The organism is Curtobacterium sp. GC_Cur_3 (genome assembly GCF_026544205.1).
Taxonomy (GTDB): domain Bacteria; phylum Actinomycetota; class Actinomycetes; order Actinomycetales; family Microbacteriaceae; genus Curtobacterium.
Map to the genome: position 1 here is coordinate 1 of NZ_JALNUI010000047.1, position 20,307 is coordinate 20,307.

12 protein-coding genes, 1 tRNA gene and 2 pseudogenes are annotated in these 20,307 nt (G+C 72.1%); 5 read left to right on the forward strand and 10 right to left on the reverse strand.

Annotated features, from left to right (window positions below; translation table 11 throughout):
* On the reverse strand, positions 1-1,178 hold a 1,178-nt coding region (locus OXR63_RS17080), incomplete at its 3' end, for an acetate/propionate family kinase (protein ID WP_267425272.1).
* A gap of 62 nt (positions 1,179-1,240) precedes the next feature.
* Positions 1,241-3,400, reverse strand: coding sequence for a phosphate acetyltransferase (gene pta / locus OXR63_RS17085; protein ID WP_267425274.1), 2,160 nt, complete (start codon positions 3,398-3,400; stop codon positions 1,241-1,243).
* Positions 3,401-3,521: 121 nt separating this feature from the next.
* Here pta and OXR63_RS17090 point away from each other — a divergent pair.
* Both OXR63_RS17090 and OXR63_RS17095 read left to right on the forward strand, forming a co-directional pair.
* Positions 3,522-3,609 (forward strand) — tRNA-Ser (locus tag OXR63_RS17090).
* 338 nt (positions 3,610-3,947) lie between these two features.
* Positions 3,948-4,511, forward strand: coding sequence for a hypothetical protein (locus OXR63_RS17095; protein WP_267425276.1), 564 nt, complete (start codon positions 3,948-3,950; stop codon positions 4,509-4,511).
* 74 nt (positions 4,512-4,585) lie between these two features.
* On the opposite strand, the gene OXR63_RS17100 is transcribed toward OXR63_RS17095, so the two are convergent.
* Positions 4,586-6,481, reverse strand: a complete 1,896-nt coding sequence (locus OXR63_RS17100) for a helicase HerA-like domain-containing protein (RefSeq protein ID WP_267425278.1) — start codon at positions 6,479-6,481, stop codon at positions 4,586-4,588.
* Positions 6,482-6,546: 65 nt separating this feature from the next.
* On the reverse strand, positions 6,547-7,803 hold the full coding sequence (locus tag OXR63_RS17105) for a multidrug effflux MFS transporter (RefSeq protein ID WP_267425280.1): 1,257 nt from the start codon (positions 7,801-7,803) through the stop codon (positions 6,547-6,549).
* 179 nt (positions 7,804-7,982) lie between these two features.
* Here OXR63_RS17105 and OXR63_RS17110 point away from each other — a divergent pair, with 179 nt between their 5' ends.
* Complete coding sequence (locus tag OXR63_RS17110) at positions 7,983-8,564, forward strand: TetR/AcrR family transcriptional regulator (protein ID WP_267425282.1); 582 nt, start codon at positions 7,983-7,985, stop codon at positions 8,562-8,564.
* Between the two features lie 254 nt (positions 8,565-8,818).
* On the opposite strand, the gene OXR63_RS17115 is transcribed toward OXR63_RS17110, so the two are convergent.
* The 6 genes from OXR63_RS17115 to OXR63_RS17140 form a co-directional block, all read right to left on the reverse strand.
* Positions 8,819-10,828, reverse strand: coding sequence for a S53 family peptidase (locus OXR63_RS17115; protein WP_267425284.1), 2,010 nt, complete (start codon positions 10,826-10,828; stop codon positions 8,819-8,821).
* 383 nt (positions 10,829-11,211) lie between these two features.
* Positions 11,212-11,781 carry a substrate-binding domain-containing protein gene (locus tag OXR63_RS17120; RefSeq protein WP_267425286.1) on the reverse strand — a complete coding sequence of 190 codons (570 nt, stop codon included), beginning with the start codon at positions 11,779-11,781 and terminating at the stop codon, positions 11,212-11,214.
* A 67-nt stretch (positions 11,782-11,848) separates the two neighbouring features.
* On the reverse strand, positions 11,849-13,246 hold the full coding sequence (locus tag OXR63_RS17125; protein ID WP_267425289.1) for an MFS transporter: 1,398 nt from the start codon (positions 13,244-13,246) through the stop codon (positions 11,849-11,851).
* A gap of 140 nt (positions 13,247-13,386) precedes the next feature.
* A complete protein-coding gene (locus OXR63_RS17130) occupies positions 13,387-14,532 on the reverse strand; it encodes a cystathionine gamma-synthase (RefSeq protein WP_267425292.1) in 1,146 nt (381 codons plus the stop codon).
* A gap of 82 nt (positions 14,533-14,614) precedes the next feature.
* Complete coding sequence (locus OXR63_RS17135) at positions 14,615-15,979, reverse strand: cystathionine beta-synthase (protein WP_267425295.1); 1,365 nt, start codon at positions 15,977-15,979, stop codon at positions 14,615-14,617.
* A gap of 148 nt (positions 15,980-16,127) precedes the next feature.
* Positions 16,128-17,990, reverse strand: a complete 1,863-nt coding sequence (locus OXR63_RS17140) for an ABC transporter ATP-binding protein (RefSeq protein WP_267425297.1) — start codon at positions 17,988-17,990, stop codon at positions 16,128-16,130.
* Positions 17,991-18,169: 179 nt separating this feature from the next.
* Here OXR63_RS17140 and OXR63_RS17145 point away from each other — a divergent pair.
* A pseudogene (locus tag OXR63_RS17145) lies at positions 18,170-19,596 on the forward strand (APC family permease).
* A 239-nt stretch (positions 19,597-19,835) separates the two neighbouring features.
* Positions 19,836-20,307: pseudogene (locus tag OXR63_RS17150) on the forward strand (hypothetical protein); the annotation flags it as partial.

The following is a 20,307-nucleotide window of genomic DNA, read 5'->3' on the forward strand; positions in this document are numbered from 1 at the left end:
GACTGCCGGGCGATCTCGAGCTCCTCGTTCGTCGGGATGACCAGCACGGCGACCCGCGAGGAGTCCGTCGAGATGAGCCGCGCGTCCTTCGCATGCAGCTCGTTGCGGTCGTTGTCGACCTCGATCCCGAGGTGCTCCAGCCCCGCGAGCACCCGACGACGCAGCAGCGCGTTGTTCTCCCCCACGCCGGCGGTGAAGACGACGGCGTCGAGCCCGCCGAGCTGCGCGGTGTACGCCCCGACGTACCGACGGATGCGGTGCCGGTAGACGGCGAGCGCCGCCTCGGCCGTCTCGTCGCCGTCGATCGCCGCGGCCTGCACGTCGCGCATGTCACCGCTGCCGGTGAGACCGAGCAGCCCCGACTGCTTGTTCAGCATCGTGTCGAGGTCGTCGAAGGACATCCCGGCCTCCCGGTGCAGGTGGATCAGCACGGCGGGGTCGAGGTCTCCGGAGCGCGTGCCCATGACGAGGCCCTCGAGCGGCGTCAGCCCCATCGAGGTCTCGATCGACCGCCCGCCGTCGATCGCCGCCGCCGACGCCCCGTTGCCGAGGTGCAGCACGATCGTCTTCAGCTCCGACAGCGGGCGGTCCAGGAACACGGCCGCCTGCTCGGAGACGTACTTGTGGCTCGTGCCGTGCATGCCGTACCGGCGGATCTGGTGCTGCTCGGCGAGGTCGGCCGGGATCGCGTACGTGTACGCGTGCGGCGGCATCGTCTGGTGGAACGCGGTGTCGAACACGGCGACGTGCGGCACGTCGGAGAACACCTGCTTCGCGGCGCGGATGCCCTCGAGGTTCGCGGGGTTGTGCAGCGGCGCCAGGCTCGACAGGGCGTCGATCTGCTGCTCGACCTCGTCCGTGACGATCGTGGCGGCGTCGAAGGCCGTGCCGCCGTGCACGACGCGGTGCCCGACGACCGAGGGCGGGTGCTCGTCGAACGACGGCCCCACCTTCGCGAAGGCGTCGATCATCGCCTGGAACCCGGCGGCGTGGTCGGGCACCGATGCCGAGTCGTTCGACGAGGACTCCCCCGTCAGTGCGTTCGTGTGCTTCCACGCGCCCGTTGACTCGCCGATGCGCTCGACGAGCCCCGATGCGAGCTCGCGCTCGCCGTCGAGTTCGATGAGCTGGTACTTGAACGAACTCGATCCGGAGTTCACGACGAGTGCGGCGGTCACGATGGCTCGCTTTCTGTGCATGGCCCGGGGGCCGGTCTGGAGGCTCGGGTGGCGTCCGGCGCTCAGCGAGCGCCGGCCGCGGTGTCGGTGGGCACTGCGCCGTCGTTCGGCGTGCTGCCGTCCGTCCGCGCGGTGCCGGCCTGGATCGCCGTGATCGCCACGGTGTTCACGATGTCGCTGACGAGTGCCCCGCGGGAGAGGTCGTTGATTGGCTTGCGGAGCCCCTGCAGCACCGGGCCGATCGCGACCGCGCCGGCGGACCGCTGGACTGCCTTGTACGTGTTGTTGCCCGTGTTGAGGTCCGGGAAGATGAAGACCGTCGCGTGCCCGGCCACCGGCGAGTCCGGCATCTTGGTGCTCGCGACCGTCGGGTCGGCGGCGGCGTCGTACTGGATCGGCCCCTCGACGAGCAGGTCGGGTCGCCGCTCCCGCACGACGGCGGTGCCCGCGCGGACCTTGTCGACGTCGGCTCCGGAGCCGCTGTCCCCGGTCGAGTAGCTCAGCATCGCCACCCGGGGTTCGATGCCGAACTGCGTGGCGGTCTCCGCGGAGGAGATCGCGATGTCCGCCAGCTGCTCGCTCGTCGGGTCCGGGATGACCGCGCAGTCGCCGTAGACGAGCACGCGGTCGGCGAGCGCCATCAGGAACACGCTCGACACGATCGACGTGTCCGGACGGGTCTTGATGATCTCGAAGGACGGCCGGATGGTGTGCGCCGTCGTGTGCTTCGCGCCGGACACCATGCCGTCGGCGAGCCCGAGCTGCACCATCATCGTGCCGAAGTACGACACGTCCGTCACGGTGTCGCGGGCGAGCTCCATGCTCATGCCCTTGTGGGCCCGGAGCCGCGTGTACTCCTCCGCGAAGCGCTCCCGGAGCTCGGGGTCGAACGGCGACACGAGCTGGGCTGCCTCGAGGTCGAGCCCGAGCTCCGTCGCCCGCGCCCGGATCGCCGCCGGGTCGCCGAGGATCGTGAGCGCGCAGACCTGCCGCTGCAGCAGGGTCGAGGCCGCGCGGAGGATGCGGTCGTCGTCGCCCTCGGGCAGCACGATCCGCGTGCCGTACTCGCGCGCCCGGTCGAGCAGCCCGTGCTCGAACATGAGCGGCGTGACGACGCCGGACGGCGTGACCTGGAGTCGGGCGAGGAGCTCGTCAGCCTGGACGTGGCGCTCGAACAGCGACAGCGCCAGGTCGGCCTTCCGCGGGGAGTCGGCCGCCAGACGACCACGGGTCTGCGTGATGCGCAGCGCCGTGTCGTAGGTGCCGAGGTCGTTGCTCGCGATCGGCAGCGAGCTCGACAGGCCCTCGAGCAGCCGGGTGATCTGCGGTGCCGTCTCGAACCCGCCGTTGAGGATCACACCGGCGAGGCTCGGGAACGTGTCCGACTGGTTCGCGAGCAGCGTGGCGATGAGGACGTCGTTGCGGTCCCCTGGCACCACGACGATGCCGCCCTCGATCAGCCGCGGGAGCACGTTCTCCATGCTCATGCCCGCGACGACGGTGCCGAGGGCTTCGCGGTCGAGCAGGGCCTCGTCACCGCGGACCAGCGTGGCCTCCGTCGCGGCGAGCAGGGCGCGGACGGTCGGCGCGACGAGCACCGAGTCCTCGGGGATCGCCCACACCAGCGTGTCGGGGTGGTGGTCCTGCACGGCTGCGGCAACGCCGTCGCGGATCGCGGCGAGGGCCTCCGGGTCGGCGCGGTTCACGACGATCCCGAGCAGCTGGGCGTGCGCGGCGCGGAGCTCGCTCGTGGTGACCTCGGCGACCTGGCCCATGTCGGCGGGCGTCCTGGCACCACGCTCGGCCGAGTCCCGCCCGCCGAGGACGAGGAGCACCGGCGCACCGAGGTTCGCCGCGACCTTGGCGTTGAAGGACAGCTCCGTCGGGCTGCCCACGTCGGTGTAGTCGGAGCCGAGCACCACGACGGCGTCGCACTGGCGCTCGACCTGGGCGAACCGGCCGACGATGGTGGCGAGCGCCGCGTCCGGGTCCGCGTGGACGTCGTCGTACGTGACCCCCACGGCGTCGTCGTAGGACTGCCCGGCGGCGGTGTGCTGGAGCAGGAGCTCGAGCACGTAGTCGGGTTCCTCCACCGAGCGGGCGACGGGGCGGAACACGCCGACGCGTCCGACCGTGCGGGCGAGGGTCTCGAGGACACCGAGCGCCACCGTGCTCTTGCCCGTGTGTCCTTCTGCTGACGTGATGTAGATGCGGGTCGACACCGCTCCAGGCTAGCCGTGCCGCTGCCGTGCCCTCTGGGAACGGACGACCTGTGGACGGCGGTGGTCGTCCACACCCCCGAAGACCTGTACCATGGGGTGTCGTCATCGCGAGATGGCACCAGGAGAATTCGCCTAGTGGCCTATGGCGCACGCTTGGAAAGCGTGTTGGGTGCAAGCCCTCGGGGGTTCGAATCCCCCATTCTCCGCCAGCAAGAACCACCAGGAACACCGCACGACCCAGAGCGCACGGGCCCACCAGGGCCGTGCGCTCTCGTCGTTCCGGGGCCGATGGCGGTCCGGCCCGGTCGGGTCCCGCGCGATGACGTGTCACGGTCCCCCAGCATGCGGACCACCCTGACCCCCGGTTCCCCGGTGCTCCCCCAGAAGGGTGGACAGACCTGTCGCATCGACCGGGACCTCCCCTATGCTGCCGGTACGACGCAGCCGAGGGACGGCGACGTCGTGCACACGTAGACGGCAGGGGCGCCGTTCCGGAGCGGCCTCGACGGCGTGCCCCGGGTGCAACCGAGGGGACGAGGAGACAGCCGTGGGGGAGACGACGGCGACGACGGCGGGTCCGGACCCGGTGACGTTCGACGTCGTGGTCCGTCCCCGGGTCGCTCTGGTGCGGTCCACGGCGCTCAGCATCGTGTTCTCGGCCGTGCCGCTCGCGGTCGCCCTCGTGTGGGTCTCGTTCCCGCTGCGGCTCTGGGCGCTGGTCGCCACCGTCGTGGTGCTGCTGGCCGTCGCTGCCGGCGTCGTCTTCGTCCGCCTCCGGTCCGCCTTCGTGGGGATCAGCCACGACCGGGTGGAGGTCCGCAGCGTGCTGACCCCGACGCGGTCCGTCACCCGCCCCTGCGTCGAACGGGTCGTGCTCGCCACCACCTTCGGCAGCTCCGTCGACCGGACCACGCGGGTCCTCGTGGCGTACGGCCCCGATGACCGGCACCTCTTCCGGATGCGCTCCGACGTGTGGGGCGACGCCGGCCTCGACCGGGTCGTCGACGCCCTCGGCGTCCAGGTCACCGAGCTCACGCGCCCGTTGCCCGCGCGGGACTTCGCTCGGCGCTACCTGCCGACGCGCCCGGCCGAGCGCCGGAAGCCCTGCTGATCACGGAAACCCTGCTGATCACGGAAGCCCTGCTGATCACGGCAGCCCACCGGGCGCGGTGACCTGACCGCGGCTCAGCGTCGGCGGCGCAGGGTCGAGAAGATGCCCTGCACGACCTCCTTCGCGATGGCCTGGCCCAGTCCCCCACCGAGCAGGTCGGACAACGGGTCGCCGGTCTTCCGGGACGACGAGGTCCGCGACCGCGACGTCGTCCGCCCTCGTCGCTGCGCGGCCGTGCGTTCGGCCCGTTCGAACTCGCGCTGCGTCCGTTCGTACTCCCGCTGCGCGGCGGTCCGTTCCCGGGCCTCCTGCTTCGCCTGCGCGGCGGCCTGCTTCGCCTCCGCCGCAGCGACCCGGGCGGCTTCCTCCGCTGCTTCGGCCTCGGCAGCTGCTGCCTGCTCCGCGGCGTCGTCAGCCGCCGACTGTGCCGCCGCCGCCTCCATCCGACGCGCGAGCACCTCGCGCGCGGAGTCGGGGTCGACCGGGGTGCCGTACGTCGCGAGGAGCGGGGAGGCGGCGACCCGGGCCTCCATCTCGGCTGCCGGCATCGGGTCCATGGAGCCCTGCGGTGCGCGGAGTCGGGTCCACGCCACCGGTGTCGGTGCACCCTGCTCGTTCATCACGGTGACGATCGCCTCGCCGGTGGCCAGGGACGTCAGCACCTCGCCGAGGTCGTACTCGCTCGTGGGGTAGGTGGAGACGGTGGCGCGCAGGGCCTTGGCGTCGTCCGGGGTGTGCGCGCGGAGCTGGTGTTGCACGCGGGACCCGAGCTGCGCCAGGACGTCGTTCGGCACGTCCTTCGGGGTCTGGGTGACGAAGACGATGCCGACGCCCTTCGACCGGATGAGCCGCACGGTCCGGACGATCTGTTCGAGGAAGTCCTTCGACGCACCGTTGAACAGCAGGTGCGCCTCGTCGAAGAAGAACACGAGCTTCGGCTTGTCCTGGTCACCGACCTCCGGCAGCTCGTTGTAGAGGTCCGCGAGCAGCCACATCAGGAACGTCGAGAAGACCTCGGGCTGGTCCTGCACCCCCGGCACCTCGAGCAGGCTCACGATGCCGCGTCCGTCCGCCGCCGTCCGGAGGAACACCTGCGTGTCGATCTCCGGCTCGCCGAAGAACCGGTCCGCCCCGCGGTCCGCGAACGTGACGAGCTCCCGCAGGATGACCCCGGCCGTCTGCTTCGACAGTCCCCCGAGGTCCGCGAGTTCAGGCTTGCCGGCGTCGCTCACCAGGAAGGTCAGGACGCTCCGCAGGTCGGCGAGGTCGACGAGTGCCAGCCCGGCCTGTTCGGCGTAGTGGAAGACGAGCCCGAGCGAGGACTCCTGCGTGTCGTTCAGCCCGAGGACCTTCGACAGCAGCAGCGGCCCGAACCCGGACACCGTCGCACGGATCGGCACACCGGTCCCCTGCCCGCCGAGCGAGTAGAACTCGGCCTGGCTGGCGGCCGGCGTCCAGTCCTGCCCGATGCCGGCGGTACGCGCGAGGAGCTTCTCGGAGCCCTGCCCGGCGACCGCGAGCCCGGACAGGTCGCCCTTCACGTCGGCGGCGAACACGGGGACGCCGTTCGCCGCGATCTGCTCGGCGAGGAGCTGCAGCGTGCGGGTCTTCCCCGTGCCGGTCGCGCCGGCGACCAGGCCGTGCCGGTTCAGCATGCCGAGCGGGATGCGGATCTGGACGTCGGGCATCGCCGTGCCGTTGACCAGGGCTCCGAGTTCCAGCGCCGTCCCGGTCACCGTGTAGCCCGCCCGGATCGCCGCGACGGCGTCCGCGCCGAGCGGCCCGACGGGAGGCTCGGTGCCGGTCGACGGCGCACCCGCGGTCTCCGGGGTGGTCGCGTCAGCCTGGGCCAGTGCCGCGGCGAGTTCCTCGGCGCGAGCAGCCGCTTCCTCCGCGAGACGTCGGGCCTCGTCCGCCGCTGCCCGCGCTGCCTCGGCCGCTGCCCGTGCCTGGTCCACCGCGTCGCTCATGCGCTCAGCCTAGGGACGCCGCCGACCCCGCGGAACGACCTGTGGAGAACTCTTCGCGCCCAGCCTCAGTGCGACAGCGCCGGCACCGTCCGCGGGCGCACGACGAACCACAGCAGCAGGATCGCGACCGCTGCCGTCGACGCCATGACGGCCGCCATGGGTGCGGCGTGCGTGATCCCGAGCCACCCCACGATCGGCGAGATGAGCCCGGCGACGCCGAAGTTCAGCGCGCCGAGGACCGAGGCGGCGGTCCCTGCCTCCTTCCCGTGGGAGGCGAGTCCGATGACCTGCACGAGCGGGAACGAGAACCCACACGCGGCGATGAAGAACCAGAGCGGGACGAGGACCCCGACGAGCCCGGCACCGAGCAGGTCGAGCACGATGATCGCCGTCGACGCCAGGAACAGCGTGGCCGTCGAGCACGCCAGGATCCACTGCGGACCGACGCGCTGTGCGAGCCGCGCCGAGATCTGCACGCCGAGGACGACCCCGACGGAGTTCACCGCGAAGAGCAGACCGTACTGCTGGGCATCGAGGCCGTACACGCCCTGGAACAGGAACGGCGACGCACTGAGGTAGGAGAACAACCCGCTGAAGACCATCGCCCCGATGAGCGCGACGCCGACGAAGATGCGGTCGGAGAAGAGCGCTCGGTAGCGCTGCCCCATCGTGGAGTGGCCGGCCTCCTGACGACGGGCCGGCGGCAGCGTCTCGACGATGAGCAGGATCGACGCGATGACGACCGCCAGGCCGTAGCACGCGAGGAAGACGAAGATCCCGCGCCAGCTCGTGAAGCGCAGCATCTGCGACCCGATGAGCGGCGCCAGGATCGGTGCGAGCCCGTTCACCATCGCCAGGCGCGACAGCATCCGGACCAGGGGCTTGCCGCCGAACAGGTCGCGCACGGTGGCCATCGCGACCACGCCACCGGCGGCGGCCCCCATGCCCTGCAGGACGCGGAAGAGCCCGAGCACCTCGATGTTCGGTGCCGTCGCCGCGCCGATCGACGCCGCGATGTGCAGCGTCGTCGCGATGATCAGCGGGAGCCGGCGACCGACCTTGTCGCTCCAGGGGCCGACCAGCAGCTGCCCGGCCGCGAACCCGAGCGTGGTGGCCGTGAGCGTCAGCTGGACAGCACCGTCGGTCACCCCGAACTGCTGCTTCAGCGCCGGGAACGCCGGCAGGTACAGGTCGATCGTGAACGGACCGAGCGCGGTGAGGGCACCGAGCACGAACACGTAGACGAGGCGTTGGCCCCGAGTGAGCGAGTCCCCGGGATGCAGGATGACTCTCAGCGAGCCGGTGGTGGCGGGCGCGGTCACGGCAGGTCCTTCGGCGATGAGGGGTGGTTGCGAGTGGTGATCGCGGCCACGCTCGAATCGATTCGGCCGCGGTACCATCCTACGCACCGCCGCCCGACCGCGACACCGCCACCCGACCTGCGGTAGCGTCGGCTTGCTCGGGAGCCCGGGCGACCAGGACGGAAGAGGGGGTGGGCGTCATGGTGGACGCTCGGATCCTGCACACCACGGCTGCCCTGCGTGAAGCGATCCTGCGACTCGCGGCGAGCCGGCCGGTGTCCGAGATCACGGTGGCGGACGTCACGCGCGCGGCCGGCATCAACCGGGCCACGTTCTACTCGCACGCCGTCTCCCCCGGGTCGCTGCTCGCCGACGTGCTCACGCCCGGACTCGACGACATCCGTGACGAGGACGCCGCCGCCCGCCGCGTCGCAGCTGAACAGGGTGCGGACGTCGAGGAACTGGCCGCCATCACGCGCCGGGGCATCAACGCGGTCGTCGAGCACGTCGTCACGCACCGGGACATCTACACCAGGGCCCTCCCCGACCCGAACGACGGCTCGCTGCACCGGCTGCTGGTCGAGCACTTCACCGTCTCGAGCGTCCAACACATCGAGGCGCTGGACGCCGCCGCGCGCCCCGAGATCCTCGACGACGTCGCCGCCGGGTTCGTCGCGCAGGGCTTCGTCGGTGCGATCGAGGCCTGGCTCGCCGGCCCCCGACGATCCCGCCGGGCCCTCGTCGACACGATCACGCGGTCCTTCCCCGCGTGGTGGAGCTGACGCCCCCGTCTCGGACGCCCGCTCCGACCTCGCACGGTGCGAGTTCACTCGCCCCGTGCGAGGTCGACCGCGTCGTGCGAGCGTACGGACCCGCACCGAGTGGCCAACCTCGCACCAGCCGCGCACACGCACGCCGCGCTCGCACACGCGCACGCCGCACACGCACGCGCACCGGCCCACGCACCCCGTGACGGACGGGAGGCCCGGTGCCAGCTGGCACCGGACCTCCCGTCCGTCACGACCCGGCCACGCGCCTACCGGCGAGCCACCGCCGACAGCCCGCGGAACGAGACCGCCCCGAGACCGGTGACGTCGTCGTAGCCCGTCGCCGTGGTCAGCGACGTGTCGTGGTCGAGCGTCACGAGGAAGTCGTGCCCCGAGGTCGCACTCGTGTACGCGAGCGCGATCGGCGACGCCGGCGGCGCGACGTCCGAGAACGACGCGGGGGCCGCGCGGTACGTCGCGTACAGCGTCGGGTTCGCGAACCCGAGCCGGGTGTTCGTCGACTGCTGGACGAGCGCGGACAGCGCCGCGGTGATCGGCGAGGCGAGCGAGGTGCCACCGTACGTCTCGTTCTCGAACGTACCGGTGGTGAGCGTCGCGTCGTCGGTGATCGGTCGGATCCCGATCGAGAACCCGGTGTACGGGTCCGCGAGCGCCGCCAGGTCGGGCGACACGCGCTTGCCGTTCGCGAGCCCGGCCGGCACGACACCGCGCTGGTACGCGGGCTGGTCGAAGAGCGTGCTCCGCCCGCCGCCGGCACCGCCGCCGACGATGCCACCGGGGAGCGGCGTCGTGTAGACGTTGCCGCGCGGGCTCGTGACGATCTGGTCGAGCAGGTCGCCCCACCCGGTCTCGTACGTCTTGTGGCCGTCCTTCGCCACGCCGAGGCTCGTGCCGCCGACCGCGGTCACCCAGGGGCTCGACGCGGGGAAGTCCGGCTGGGCACTGCCGAGCGAGGCGGACTCGTCGCCGTTGTCACCGCTGGAGAAGTACAGGCCGATGCCCTCGCCGGCTGCCTGGATGTGCAGGTTCTCCTGGCCGCGGATGCTCGCGAGCGGCAGGTTCTCCCCGACGTCGCCGTAGCTGTTGCTCACCAGGTCAGCGAGCCCCTGGTCGAGGATCCGGGACATGGCGACGTCGAGGCCACCACCGCAGTTCGTGCCGCCGACGTAGAGGATCTTCGCCGACGGGGCGACCGCGTGCACCGACTGGACGTCGAGCGTCTCCTCGCCCTGCCACCCGCTCGGCTGCTGGCACAGCGCCTGGTCGGTGAACTGGGACGGCGCGGGGATCCGCTGCTCGAAGGTGGCGCTCGTCAGCGCGGGCTCCCCGTGCTGGGCGGAGTAGCTGTCCGTGTCGTGGATGATCGACGGCGAGGCGTACGCGTCGATGACCGCGACGGTCTGCCCCTGCCCCGAGATGCCCTGCTTGCCGAGCGCGTCGACGCCGTACGCCGACCGGATCTGGTTCGGCACGTAGCCGCAGGCGAAGGTCGGGACGCTGGTTCGGCCGTACGCGGCGGGCACGGTGGCGGTGTGCTGGCCGTCGTACGCCGAGCACGTCGCGTTGATGCCGGTCGGTGCAGCTGCCTGCTGGCGGAGCATGCGGGTCGGCGTCGACGACGCCGGCGTCTCACCCTGCTGCACGAGCTCCGGGTGGGTGAGCAGCCGCCCCTGGTCGACGCTGACGCCGCTGACGAGTCCCGCGACGGACGCGGGCAGGCTCGGGGCGGTCGACGGGGCGACGAGGGTCTGCTGCGCGTGCCGGTAGGCGTGCAGGGTCGTGCCGAGCACCGAGTTCACGACCGAGGCCGACCCGCGGAACACGACGAACTCGTGGCTCGCGGGGACGCCGGTGATCGACAGGCCCTGGGCCCGCAGGAACCCGGTGACCTGGTCGACGTCGCTCTTGGTCGGGGCGTACGCCGCGATCCACGCCTTCGGGCTGAGCGGCTTCCGGTAGCGACTGGTGCCCGGGGTCGAGACCGCGGTCGCAAGGGCCTCGGCACCCGCCTGGTCCTTCAGGGGCAGGTAGACCTCGCCCTCCACGTCGGTCGACGCGGCGACGGTCCCGGTGTCGTCGGCCGCGGTGGCCCACGTCGGGACGGAGTCGGGCAGCACGTGGCGGGTCGCGGCGTCGGCGGGACCGGCGGCGAACAGCACGGCGCCGATGGTGCAGGCAGCGGTGGCGAGGGCGAACGCGGTGGTCCGGGGCCTCGTGGACAGGATGGTCGACCGGGGAGTCGGTGGGCGTCGGTGCACGTCGGGGTCCTCTCGGGGGAGCCCGCCGCCGGAGGGCCGTGCGCGCGTGCGACCGGTCGTTCCCAGCGGCTTCGTGGGCTGCGGTGAGCTGACTGTAGTGAGCATGTGGAACCAGTTGACAGTCAGTGGTTCCACCGACGGACGACGTCACCCGGACGGGGGGCGGAAGCTGTCGCCCTGCTCAGCGACGCCCCGCGGAGATCCGCGGTGCACCTGCGGCTCAGCTGGGTCCACGCCGAGAACCCCGGGTCGGGTCTTGCGCCGGTCGGCGCGACCAGATGACGGACGGGAGGCTCGCCTGCGGCCGGTGGGGAGCCTCCCGTCCGGCGCGTCCCGGCCACGCGACCCGGTGACGGGCCGGGGTCTGCGTCAGTCGGTCGGCGTCAGTCGGTCGGCGGCTTCGTGCCGCGCTGCAGTGCCTCGACGACGGCGACGGCCCGTCCGACGAGCGCGGCGTCGGAGTCGCGGCCCCGCACCCGGTAGTCGGAGGAGATGCCGTCGCCCCCAGTGCCGGCGGACGGCAGCGGGTCGCCGAGCGCGACGACGACGACCCCGGCGTCGTGCGCCGTCTGCACCTCGCCGGTCAGCGCGTCGGGGTCGGCTGCCTCGACCAGGAGGGCCTTCGCGCCGTCACGCACGAGCTCCCGGATGGCCGATGCCTGCGACGACGCCGGGTCGGTGGCGCTGGCGACCCGGACGTCCGGACGGAAGCCCGCGGTGGTGAGGTCCTCGCGGAACCGGTCGGGCAGTGCCACGCCGCCGGAGCTCGCGCCGGGTGTCGCGTCGGAGGCCAGCAGGACCACGCCGACGACCGCGTGCTGGTCGAAGCCCCCGTCGGAGCTCGTGAGGTCCGTGCTCTTCACCGGGGTCGGCGCCATCGAGGTCGTCCCGGTGCACCCGGCGAGCACGGCGACGGCACTCAGCACGATGGCGGCGGCCAGGATGCGGCGCACGGTTCCTCCTCGTCGTGGGTCCCCCACGCTACCCGGTCCCCGGTCACGGGTCGCGTTCCCGCCTGCGCTACCCGGTCCCCGAGGACGGAGCCGGGACCGGACCGAGGCGCCGGACCGCAGCCAGCCCGACCAGGGTGATGAGCGTCATCGCCGCGAAGACCAGGGCGAAGGCGACGGGGTGGTCCCGACCGCCGGCAGAGGTGAACAGCAGCCCGGCGACGGCGAGCCCCACCACGCTGCCCGCGGCGTCCGCGATCGTCAGGGCCGAGCTGGCGAAGCCGTCGTCGCCCTCCGTGGAGAACCGGAGCGTCAGCATCGAGGTCCTCGGGTAGGCGAACCCCATCCCGCCACCACCGACGAACCACCCGGCCACCAGCACCCACACGGGCAGGTCCCACGCGGCCACGGCCAGTGCGGCCACCAGGCTGACGAGCACGAGCGTGAGCCCGATGCCGAACACCCGCGCGGCCGGCAGACGGTGCTCCCCCAGCCGGCCGTTCAGCCAGCTCGCGCTCGCCCAGCTCAGCGCCGAGACCGTCAGCGCGAGGCCGGCGTCCGACGCCGACAGGCCGTGCTGGGCCTGCAGCAGGAACGGGACGTAGGCCTCGCTGCCGAAGAACCCGGCCGCCAGCACCCCGCGGAGCAGCACGACCGACGGCAGCCCAGGGCCCGCGGTCAGCGTGCGGCGCGGCAGCAGCGGGCGGAGGGCGAACCAGGCCCCCGCGATCCCGGCGACGACGGCCAGGACGCGGAACCCGACGGACAGGTCCGGGGCGACGTTGAGCAGCAGCACCGCGACGGCCGCGGCGACGGACCACCCGATGCGGGCGCGCTGCCACGGCGGCCGCAGCTCGGGTGCCGGCGGCCGGAGGTGCCGGAGCGTCGGCACGAGCAGGGCGAACGCGACGACCGCGATCACGAGGGCACCCGCGAAGACCCAGTGCCAGCTCGCGAGCTCGGTGACGTACCCGGCGATGGCCGGGCCCACGAGCGCCGGCACCACCCAGGCGGCGGCGAACCCGGCGAACACCGGCCCGTGCAGGTCCTCGGGGAAGACCCGGGCGACCAGCACGTAGAGGACGACGTCGATCGCGCCCGCGCCGAAGCCCTCGACCAGGCGTCCGGCGAGGAACACCGGCATCGTCGGGGCGAGCATCACGACGGCCGTCCCGATGGCGAAGAGCATCGCCGACACCCACGCCACGACCCGGCCGCCCGCGCGGTCGGTCCAGTTGCCGGCGAGCACCATCCCCGGGACGCCTGCCGCGAGCGGGGCGGCGAAGCTCAGCGAGTAGAGGGTCTCCCCGTGCAGGTCGCGGCTGATCACCGGCATGATCGTCGTCATCGCCAGGTTCTGGAACGCGGCCACACCGACGATGGCGACCATGCCGATCGTCGGCAGCGCGTGGCCCCGGCTGAACAGGGTGGTGCGCGTCGGCGTCGTCGCGCGTCCGTCGGTGGTCACCCGACCATCGTAGGAGTGGGCGGGGACACGGCGGAGCCAGCGGGCGCGGCTGGCGGGCTGGGCCAGCCGCGCCCGCTGGCGGGCCCGGCCATCGGGCGCGGCTGGCGGGCTCGGCCAGCCGCGCCCGCTGGCGGGATCGGCTAGCGGGCGAGCGCCTGCTGCACGTCGGCGACCAGGTCGCCCGCGTCCTCGATGCCGACCGACAGGCGCACGACGTTCTCCGGCACGGCCAGCTCGGTGCCCTTCACCGACGCGTGGGTCATCTCGCTCGGGTAGCCGATGAGCGACTCCACGCCGCCGAGCGACTCCGCGAGCGCGAACAGCTCGGTCGACTCCGCGAAGCGCTTCGCGGCCTCGGGTCCCCCGGCGAGCGCGACGGACAGCATCCCGCCGAAGCCGCGCATCTGGCGGGACGCGACGTCGTGCCCGGGGTGGTCGGCGAGGCCCGGGTAGAAGACGCGCTCGACGGCCGGGTGCTCCACGAGGGCCTCGGCGACGGCCTGCGCGTTCTGCGAGTGCCGTTCCATCCGGACGGCCAGGGTCTTGATGCCGCGGATCGTCAGCCACGCGTCGAACGGCGACGAGATCGCACCGGCACCGAACTGCAGGAACTGCACCTGGTCGGCGAGCTCCTGGTCCTTGAGCACGATCGCCCCGCCGACGACGTCCGAGTGCCCGCCGAGGTACTTCGTGGTCGAGTACGCCACCACGTCGGCGCCGAGCGACAGCGGCTGCTGCAGGTACGGCGACGCGAACGTGTTGTCGACGACGACGATGGCTCCGGCCACGTGGCCGATCTCGGCGAGCGCCGCGATGTCGGCGATCTTCATGAGCGGGTTCGTCGGCGTCTCGACCCACAGCACGGTCTTCTCGGGCGCGTCCTCGAGCGCACCGCGGACCAGGTCGAGGTCGCTCATGTCGACGACGACGAGCTCGACGCCCCACGGCACGTGCAGGCGGCTCACCAGGCGGTGGGTGCCGCCGTAGACGTCGTTGCCCATCACCACGCGGGCGCCGGGTGCGAGCGTCGCGCGCAGCAGGGCGTCCTCCCCGGCCAGGCCGGAGGCGAACGAGTAGGCCGCCACGCCGCCGTCGAGGTCGGCGAGCAGGGTCTGCAGCGAGTCGCGGGTCGGGTTCGCGGAGCGCGAGTACTCGTACCCGTTCCGCATCTGCCCGATGCCGTCCTGCACGTAGGTGGAGGTCAGGTGCAGGGGCGGGATGACGGCGCCGGTGGTGGCGTCGGGGTCCTGGCCGGCGTGGACGGCGCGGGTGCTGAACTCGGTCATGGTGCTGTTCTCCAGGTCAGGAGCGGACGGGAGGCTCGGATCGCGTCGGGCGCGCACCCTTCGCGTGGGTGCGCTGCCGCGCTCACTCCGAGAGGTAGGTGAGCAGGTCGTGTCGTGTCAGGACGGTGACGGGCTTGCCGTCCTCGACCACGAGCAGCGCGTCCACGGTCTCGAGGGCACGACGGGCCGACGACACCGACTCCCCGACACCGATGAGCGGCAGCGGGTCACCGACGGAGTCGGCCAGACGGTCGGCCATCTTGGCCGCACCCGTGAAGACGTGCTCGAGCAGGTCCTTCTCGGCGACGGCGCCGATGACCTCGCCGATCACGACGGGCGGCTCGGCGCTGAGGACGGGCATCTGCGAGACGCCGTACTTCGACATGATGTCGACGACCTCGCGGACGGTGTCCCCCGGGTGCGCGTGGACGAGGTCCGGCAGGCGGCCGTCCTTGCCGGCGATGAGCGACCCGACCGTGCGGGCGTCGTCGGTCTCCGCGAAGCCGTACGAGCGCATCCAGCGGTCGTTGAAGATCTTGCCGAGGTAGCCGCGGCCGCCGTCGGGCAGCAGCACGACGACGACGTCGTCCTCGGTGAGGTCACGGGCAGCCCGCAGTGCGGCGACCACGGCCATGCCGCTCGAGCCGCCGACGAGCAGGCCTTCCTCGCGGGCCAGTCGACGGGTCATCGCGAACGAGTCGGCGTCCGAGACGGCGATGATCTCGTCCGCGATGTCGGGGTCGTAGGCACTCGGCCAGAAGTCCTCGCCCACGCCCTCGACCAGGTACGGACGACCGGTGCCGCCCGAGTAGACGGAGCCCTCGGGGTCGGCGCCGATGATGCGCACGCGCCCCTCGGAGGCCTCCTTCAGGTACTTGCCGGTGCCGGAGATCGTGCCGCCGGTACCGACGCCCGCCACGAAGTGGGTCAGCTGGGCCTCGGTGTCGCGCCAGATCTCCGGGCCCGTGGTCTCGTAGTGGCTGCGCGGGCCGTTCGGGTTCGCGTACTGGTTCGGCTTGTAGGCGCCGGGGATCTCCTGCACGAGCCGGTCGGACACCGAGTAGTACGACTCGGGGTGCTCGGGCGGGACCGCCGTCGGTGTGACGACGATCTCGGCGCCGTAGGCCGTGAGGACGTTCCGCTTGTCCTCGCCGACCTTGTCGGGCAGGACGAACACGCAGCGGTAGCCGCGCTGCTGGGCCACGAGCGCCAGGCCGACGCCGGTGTTGCCCGAGGTCGGTTCGACGATCGTGCCGCCGGGGCGCAGGTCACCGGAGGCCTCGGCCGCGTCGATGATCCGCGTCGCGATGCGGTCCTTGGAGGACCCGCCGGGGTTGAGGTACTCCACCTTCACCAGGACGGTCGCTCGGACGCCCTCGGTGACCCGGTTCAGCTTGACGAGAGGGGTGTTGCCGACCAGGTCGACGACGGAGTTCGCATAACGCACGCGTTGATCCTAGGCGGCGCACCTCCGCGCCACCCAGGCATGCGACGCCCGATGTCGGCCGGTCGTCGGGGCGGTCTGGACCGTCCGTGGCGGGGCCACACCGGGCCTCCCGTCAGCCCCCGCTCGGCGACTCAACGGGGTCGGCGGCTCAGACCAGGTCGGCCGGCGCGTTCTGCTGCTGGTGCAGCAGCGCGTACGTCCCACCGAGGGCGAGCAGCTCCTCGTGCGTGCCCTGCTCGACGATCTGCCCGTGGTCGAGCACGAAGACGACGTCGGCGTCGCGGACGGTCGACAGGCGGTGCGCGATCGAGATCGTCGTGCGGCCGCGCGCGGCGTTGTCGAGTGCCGTCTGCACCACGCGTTCCGAGATCGAGTCGAGCGCACTGGTGGCCTCGTCGAGGACCAGGACCGGCGGGTCCTTCAGCAGTACCCGTGCGATCGCGATGCGCTGCTTCTCGCCGCCGGACAGACGGTAGCCGCGCTCCCCGACGACGGTGTCGTAGCCGTCCGGGAAGGACGCGATGGTCTCGTGGACGTTCGCCGCCCGTGCCGCCCGCTCGAGTTCCTCGGCCGTGGCGTCGGGCTTGGCGTACCGGAGGTTGTCCCCGATCGTCGCGTGGAACAGGTAGGTCTCCTGGCTCACGATGCCGATGTGCTGCATGAGGTCCTCGTGTTCGAGGTCCCGGACGTCGGACCCCGCGAACCGGACCGAGCCCTTCGTGGCCTCGTACAATCGCGGCACCAGGTACGACACGGTCGTCTTGCCGGCACCCGACGGACCGACGAACGCGGCGAACTGGCCGGGCTGGAGCTCGAAGGAGACACCCCGCAGCGTCGGCTTGTCGGCTTCCCCGTCCGGGTACGTGAACGTGACGTCGTCGAACGCGACGTGACCGACCCGCCGCTCGTCGACCTTGTGCGCCGTCGGTGCGTCGGTGATCGCCGGCTTCAGGTCGAGGTACTCGAAGATGCGGGCGAACAGCGCCCCCGACGTCTGCAGGTCGAGCACGACGCGGAGCAGCCCGACCGTCGGGAACAGCAGGCGCGACTGCACCGTCGTGAACGCCACGATCGTGCCGGCGGTGATCGGGACGCCACCGAGGATCAGGTACGCCGCGACCAGGTAGATGATCGCCGGGATGATCGACAGGAAGATCTGCACGATCGCGAAGAACCACTGCCCGGACATCTGCTGGCGGACCTGGAGCGAGATCTGGTTGCGGTTCTCGTCGCCGTACCGGTGGGTCTCGCTGCGCTGCTGGTTGAAGCTCTTGGCGAGCAGGATGCCCGACACGCTCAGGGCCTCCTGCGTGATCGCGGTCATGTCCGACAGCGACTCCTGGGTCTGCCCGGCGATCTTCGCGCGGACCTGGCCCACGCGGCGCTGCGCGATGACGAGGAGCGGCAGCAGGACGACCGCGACGATGGTCATCTGCCAGCTGAGGAGCAGCATCGCGACCACCGCGGCGATCACCGTCACCGTGTTGCCGAGCACGGAGGAGATGGTGTTGTTCAGCACGCTGGCGACACCGCCGACGTCGTTCTGCAGCCGCGACTGGATCACACCTGTCTTCGTCCGGGTGAAGAACGCGAGCTCCATCCGCTGCAGGTGCGCGAACAGCCGCATCCGGAGCGACCCCATGACCTTGTTGCCGACCGTCGCCGTCAGGTACGTCTGCCAGACACCGACGCCGGCGTTCGCGATCCAGAGCAGCACCATCGCCGTCACGAGCCAGGCGAGCACCGGCACGTCCGGGGTGCCCGACTTCGGGAACAGCCCCTCGTCGAAGGCCCGCTGGGTCAGCAGGGGCGGGATCACGGACAGGGCAGCGCCGAGCAGGACGAGGGCGACCGTGAACGCGATCGACCGCCGGTGGGGGCCGAAGAGCCCGGCGATGCGACCGAGCAGGTTCGGGATCCGCGGAGCAGCGGCGTTGGCCGCCCGCTGCGCGTCGAAGTCACCGCTGGAGATCCGCCCGCCGCCGTGTCCACCACCACCACGCATGCTCATGCGAGCTCCTTCCGCCCGGCGCGACCGGACGGTGCGCACTCCCGAGTCAATGTAACCCCGCGGTCGGACATCGATGTGCCGTCGGTGAGGTCCTGTGGACGGGCGAGGTCCTGTGGAATTGACCGCCATCCGGGGCCGTGCGAGCATGACCCGTCCTGTTCGCCGCTCCACGAGGTCCCATGTCGTCCGCGCAGTCCCGCCCCGCCACGTCCCTCCGTCACCAACTGGCCCGGCGCAAGCCGATCGACCAGTTGCAGGCCGAAGCAGCAGCCGGGGTCGACGGGCAGCCGCTCCGCAGGACGCTCGGCGTGTGGCACCTGACGATGATCAGCGTCGGCGCCACGCTCGGCACGGGGATCCTCGTCGTGCTCGGCACCGCGGTCCCCCTCGCCGGGCCAGCCGTCTGGATCTCGTTCGTCGTGGCGGGCATCGCGGCGCTGCTGTCCGCCCTGTCGTACGCCGAGATGGCCGGAGCCGTCCCGACGTCCGGGTCGAGCTACTCCTACACGTACGCGACGATGGGCGAGGGCATCGCCTGGGTCTGCGGGTGGTGTCTCGTGCTCGAGTACGCCGTGTCCGTCGCTGCGGTCGCCGTGGGCGCGAGCGAGTACGTCGACGAGACCCTCAAGGTCTTCGGCACGCACCTGCCCGCCGCGCTGGCGGCCCCTCCCGGTGACGGCGGGGTGGTCAACCTGCCGGCGGCGGTGCTCGTCCTGCTGGCGACGGCGGTGCTCCTGCCCGGTGCCCGCGAGAGCGCCTGGGTCAACACGCTCATGGTCATCGTGAAGATCGCCCTGCTGGTGTTCTTCGTCGTCGTGGCCTTCACCGCGTTCCGCGCGCAGAACTTCGAGCCGCTCGCACCCATGGGCGCGGCCGGGGTCACCGCGGCGGCCTCGCGCCTCTTCTTCTCCTACATCGGGTTCGACGCTGCCTCGACCGCCGGGGAGGAGGCGAAGGCCCCCCGCCGGGACCTCCCCGCGCGATCATCGGGTCGATCGCCCTCATCACGGCGCTGTACATCCTGGTGGCCATCGCCGCGATCGGTGCTCGATCGTGGACGTCGTTCTCCTCCACCGAGGCCTCCCTCGTCCGCATCGTCGTCGACGTCACCGGTCAGCCGGTCGTGGCGCTGGTGTTCTCGGTCGGCGCGGTCATCGCCATCGCCAGTGTCGTGCTGACGGTGCTCTACGGCCAGACGCGCATCCTGCTGACCATGGCCCGCGACGGCCTGGTGCCGAAGGCCTTCGGGCGGGTGTCGAAGCGCACGGGCACCCCGGTCGTGAACACCCTGATCGTGGGCCTCGTCGTGACGGTCGTCGCGGCGCTGGTCCCCCTCGGCGAGCTCGCCGACGCGACGAGCATCGGCACCCTGGTGGCGTTCGCGCTCGTGAACGTCTCCGTGATCATCCTCCGCCGCTCGCAGCCCGACCTCGACCGCTCGTACCGGGTCCCGCTCTTCCCGGTCGTCCCGGTCCTCGGCACCCTGAGCTGCGCCCTGCTCGCGGTGTTCCTCGGCGCGGGCACCTGGATCGCGTTCGGCATCTGGATGGTCGCCGGCGCGGTGCTCTACGCGCTCTACGGCCGCCGCCACAGCACCCTCCGCTGACCGCGGCCTGCTGCGAGCCGCGAGCCGCGAGCCGCGAGCCGCGGGCCGCGAGCCGCGAGCCGCGAGCCGCGAGCCGCGGCGAGTCTCGCCCATCCGGACACCCTGCGTGCCCGAACGCGCGCAGGTCGTCCGCGGAGGCGAGTCTCGGCTTCCGACCGGCACCCTGGGGAGAGCACACGCCGTCCACAGGTTCGAGGCGGTGGGCGGTACGACGCGCAGCGTGGCCCGAGTCTCGGCTCATGGAACACCACCGCATCCGACCGCACCTGCTCCGGGCCGCTCCGAGTGACCCGAGCGACGCCCGTACCCTCCGTCGCCGGCACGCGTCTGGGCACCTCGTCCGTATCCGGTCCGGCGTCTACATCGAGCGTGAGGAGTGGGTAGCACTCGGTGAGGTCGGCCGCCACCTCGCCCGAGCACGCGCGATCGCTCCGACGCTCCCCGACGGCGTCGCGTTCTCCCACCTCACCGCGGCGCTGATCCACGGGTGGCCGTTGATCGGTCCCGCACCCGAACGAGTCCACGTGGTCGACCCGGGTACACCGGGCGTCGTCCATCGTGCCGGTCTCGTCCGTCATCACGCGGACGACCTGGACGTCGTCGAGACCCACTTCGACGGAGTCCCGGTGACAGCCCCGCTCCGGGTCGCTGCGCAGGTCGCGACGACCACCCTGCCGCAGGTCGCCGCCGTGGCGATCGACCACGCGGTCC